The following is a 4,748-nucleotide window of genomic DNA, read 5'->3' on the forward strand; positions in this document are numbered from 1 at the left end:
ACACCGTGTATAATTAATTGCTGTATTCTTCTCTACTTGCGAATATTCCTGCGGAATATTCACGGGTTCGTAAAAGTTTACTAAATTAGTTGCTTAACCGCGCAACTAACCATACACAACAACGTTGTAGCTAATATGAAAAAACTCATTACTTTATCATTAATTCTAATAATTGGATATTCAATATTTGAAATATTCAAATACTTTCGTCCTACTTTTTTTGGTGAGCAATTCAATGATATAAGAATTGAGCTAAACCTCAAACCTATTACCTCTGATATGAGCAATCTCAATGGTAATTCTAGTATACACCAAAAATGGCGGAATAATAATTTCGAATCTATTGGATTCTATCAAAAACATCTGCTCTTTGGAAATTGGGATAATAAAATCTTGAACGAAGAAGATATCTATGTAATTCTCGTTGACTCTCAAAAAAAAATATTAGCACTATCATACGATTTCAAAAATGAGAAGATGACATACAACATAGAAGAATATCAAATTACAAATGGTAGAATCAGTATGTCAAATGAACAAGAGAATATAGAAGCGAAAGAGGCTAAACGACTTTTAAAACTAAACGGAATAAAATACTAGCTACAACACCGTGTATAATTAATTGCTTTTTATGTGCTTACTTGCGAAAATTCCTGCGGAATTTTCTCGGGTTCGTAAAAGTTTGCTAATTTAGTTGCTTAACCACGCAACTAACCATACACAAATACGATGTGGTGAAATTGCCTGCGGCACGTAGAATCGCGTTTTCCAAACGCTTCCTTTCTACTAATTTCACCACATCGTCCACTGTTAATTGCACCTCCCAAAATTTTGTGATATATTTAGTCGAGTCTAGGTGAGCTCCACACGAAACTACACACATCAGCGTGTATAGCGAATGAGGCGCAATTATGGCTCCTCGTGAGGCGCGCCTCACTTCGCCATACACAGTGGACGTTGTACACAATTATGAAAAACCGCATCCTAACATACCTTTTAGTATCAATTTCAATTTTTAGTTGCAAAAAAGATATTGTCGAATTTGAGCCTACGAATCCATTCGAAAATATTGTGATTGTAGAAAAACAAGTGTTTGATTTAGACACAATAAGTATCAAAGAAATTATTGGAAAGAAAGGGACTAAAATCTACTTCAATCGAGAAGATTTCGATGTTAGCGAAAATGATAAAATAAGTCTAGAACTTAAAGAATATTACAATCGATTAGAATTAATTTCCGGTAACCTAAATACAATTACTGATAAAAATGAACTTTTAGAATCTAATGGTGTAATATTCTTAAAATTTAAATCTGGAGACAAAGAAGTAAAACTAAAAGACAAAAAAAAGCTGAAAATTAAATTCAAGAAAGAATTTAGAAAAGGAGACAGAATTTTCAATGGTGTTTTAGATTCAATTAATCAAATTGAATGGATTGAAGATAAAGACACATTTATAACTTTCCCTATAATTGACACTATTTTATCAAGACGCTATGGAGGAGTTTTAACTTATAGAGATAAAATAATACCTATTGATTCCCTTGACTATTATTCGAAAACAAATGAAAATTTAGAATTACAAATAGAAAGTGATATTTCGGAAATTAATGATGAATTAGCGGTTAATAATTGGTGGAAATATCCTGATGTACTAATTGACGAATTTGGATGGATAAACGTTGATAAGATTTTAATGCCTGACGCTAATGTTTCTTACGAACTTGATTTAAATAAAAATAATTTAGAATTTGTGTCAACCTTCCTTATTTACAAAGATTTAAATTCGTTCATATCAGATTACAGAAAACCTAATGATTTAATTTTCACAAATATTCCTATAAAAAATCACACCTCTTTAATAGTACTTGGTAAAGTAAACAAAGAGTTCTATGTTAAAAGATTAACCATAGATAAAAATACAAATGGTATTCTTGAATTGAATTTAAAGAAAGTAGACTCAATCGAATTTGAAGAAATATTAAAAAAATAACTGTGTACAACACCGTGTATAATTAATTGCTTGGTTCGCTGCCGACTTACGAAAATTCCGCTGGAATTTTCTATCTGTGATTTGTTTGCTAACTTAGTTGCTTAACCACGCAACTAACCATACACAAACACGTTGTAGCCAATATGAGAAAACGCACTTTCCAAATATCAATTATCGGATTTTTACTCTTGATTTCTTGCCAAAAAGAAAAAGAAATCACGATTGAAAATGATGATTTTAAATGGACTATTAATATTCCGAAAAACTTTAAAGAAGTTTCGGAAAAGAATTGGGATAAGGTTAAATCTAACGGAATAGAAACTTTTGAAAAAGTATCAGACCAAAATGTGAAAAAGAATGATATTGAGAACACTCTATTCGCCTACAAAAACGGAAAATTTCATACGCTGGAATCGAATTATAAGATTTTCGATACAACTAACAATTATTCAAAGAGCAATAAGGAATTGAATACTGTAACGTACGAATCTTTAAAAAAGGCAATGTCAAATACGGAATTAGATTCTCTATCATCAAAACAAATGATAAGCGGAATGGAATTTGACACTTTTGAAATTAATTTTAACTATCCGAATGGAGAAATACTTACAACCAAGAGTTTCAGAAAATTGTTCGGTAATAAAAGATTTACGATTAATATACTTTACAAAGATGAGGCAATTGGAAAAGAACTGATTAACTCAATTATAAACTCGAAATTTAAATAAATACTGGCTACAACACTGTGTATAATTAATTGCTTGGTTCACTGCCGACTTACGAACATTCCTGCGGAATATTCTATCTGTGATTTCGTTGCTAAATTAGTTGCTTAGCCACGCAACTAACCATACACAACAACGATGTGGTGAAATTGCCTGCGGCACGTAGAATCGCGTTTTCCAAACGCTTCCTTTCTACTAATTTCACCACATCGTCCACTGTTAATTGCACCTCCCAAAATTTTGTGATATATTTAGTCGAGTCTAGGTGAGCTCCACACGAAACTACACACATCAGCGTGTATAGCGAATGAGGCGCAATTATGGCTCCTCGTGAGGCGCGCCTCACTTCGCCATACACAGTGGACGTTACCTACAATTTGAAAAATGGACATTCTTAAACCGACTTGGAAAGTATCAGAAAAAGAGATTTTGACTAATTTCTCTTTCCTGCAATCTGAATTCGGATTTCCGAAATTCAAAAAAAAGTGGATTAAAGATGAATATTATATATCAACTCAAAAAGCTGATATTGAATTCTCATCTCTGATTTTTAAATTTGACTCAAGCGCACCAATAATCGGAATTATAAATCATTCGGAACCGATTGAATTTAATCACCAAATCTATCCAACGAATTTTTATTGGATTCATAATCTAGATGAAACTGGCGGATTAAAAATGATGACGGAAAATGGACGAGACTTTGTTGAAATTTATATAACTGAATGTGCTGAATTATTAAAAGCTAATCCTAAAATATTAAGCGGAATAACAACTGATTTTAAACGGAATAAAAAACTGTAGGTAACAACGTATAAAATTAATTGCTATTTTAGGCTTAATCAAAGGTCGTTGCAATTTTGTTACGTCTGAATTTCCTTCGGAAATTCCTCGCACACAAAACCGCAACTAATCTTATACAAAACCGTTAGCTCTAATGCTAGAGCAAGTTTATGATTTGAAAAAAGCCTGGTTTATTTTTTCGATTTTTTTTTAGAATTTTAAGGTAGATAAATCAGAAAAACTGTGTGCGGAATTTCAAAAATTTTGGAATTATCACTCAAACGTGGAATGAAAAACAACATCGGAATTTCTTACTCAAACTCTGAATAGAATTACGCCTGACTTTTTAGCTTGTTTGCGAAATCTGAACTTGCAAAACAACGTCTGAATTACTTACTCAGACCTGAATTAAAAATAATTGGAATTTGAGCGCGTTTACGAAATGAATAAAAAGCGGAAATTATAGGAACCGGAATTAAAATCTGAACGAAAAAATAGAATTTATAAAGCACTTAAAGCTAACAATGTGTATAACTAATTGCTGTATTGAGATTACGTACGAAAATTCCGATGGAATTTTCTCGCGTTCGTGTTTTATTTACTATCTTAGTTTCTTAAACCACGCAACTAAGTAATACACGCACACGTTACCTTTAATTACTCCGAAAAATGGCAAGCCAAGTTTCTGCGGAATTAAATGAAACGTAATCCACTCTCCTTCTCTACTATAAATTTGAACCAAACAGTGCGTGGAATTGAGCAAGATACGTGGAATTTGAGCCAGTTTATCTGAATTGAGCCACTAAATCGGAATCTCACTCTAACGGAATTTAGCCAGTTTGCGGAATCGTAATCTAAATGGAAAAAAGCCTGGTTTTTTCTTCGCGATTTTTTTTTTTGATTTTTAAGTTAGCGTTTTCTAAAAAAGTCAGAATCTGAAAAAAAATTATCGGAATTATTAGCTGAACGTAACACTCAAACGTGTCGCAACTAAAGGTAACAACGTGTATATTTCATTGCTTCCGATTTTTCCTTTGGAAAAATCTCGGACTCGGTTCTGTTGGTCAGTTTTTATTTACTAAATTAGTAGTTGCAACACGCAACGAAACCATACACAAAACCGTTGGCTGTAATAACGCAGCGCAACAAAAGCACGAATATTTCGCAATCAAAACCCAAAATTTTAAGTGGAATATTCTCTTAATCTCTCACTCGAAATCTGAATTTTAAAACCCTGGACTGACAAAC

4 protein-coding genes are annotated in these 4,748 nt (G+C 32.4%); all 4 read left to right on the plus strand.

The window, feature by feature from the left end:
- The first annotated feature begins 279 nt into the window (after window positions 1–279).
- The 4 genes from HNV10_RS16945 to HNV10_RS16960 all read left to right on the plus strand — a co-directional run bounded on the left by HNV10_RS16945 (window position 280) and on the right by HNV10_RS16960 (window position 3,521).
- Window positions 280–600, plus strand: coding sequence for a hypothetical protein (locus tag HNV10_RS16945; protein ID WP_173302625.1), 321 nt, complete (start codon window positions 280–282; stop codon window positions 598–600).
- A gap of 369 nt (window positions 601–969) precedes the next feature.
- Complete coding sequence (locus tag HNV10_RS16950) at window positions 970–1,992, plus strand: hypothetical protein (protein ID WP_173302627.1); 1,023 nt, start codon at window positions 970–972, stop codon at window positions 1,990–1,992.
- 143 nt (window positions 1,993–2,135) lie between these two features.
- Entirely contained in the window at window positions 2,136–2,720 is a 585-nt protein-coding gene (locus HNV10_RS16955) for a hypothetical protein (protein WP_173302629.1), read from the plus strand.
- 381 nt (window positions 2,721–3,101) lie between these two features.
- Window positions 3,102–3,521 (plus strand): hypothetical protein, encoded by a 420-nt coding sequence (locus HNV10_RS16960; protein WP_173302631.1) that lies wholly within the window; start codon window positions 3,102–3,104, stop codon window positions 3,519–3,521.
- The last annotated feature ends 1,227 nt before the right edge of the window (window positions 3,522–4,748 follow it).

This window comes from Winogradskyella litoriviva (genome assembly GCF_013249065.1).
Taxonomy (GTDB): domain Bacteria; phylum Bacteroidota; class Bacteroidia; order Flavobacteriales; family Flavobacteriaceae; genus Winogradskyella; species Winogradskyella litoriviva.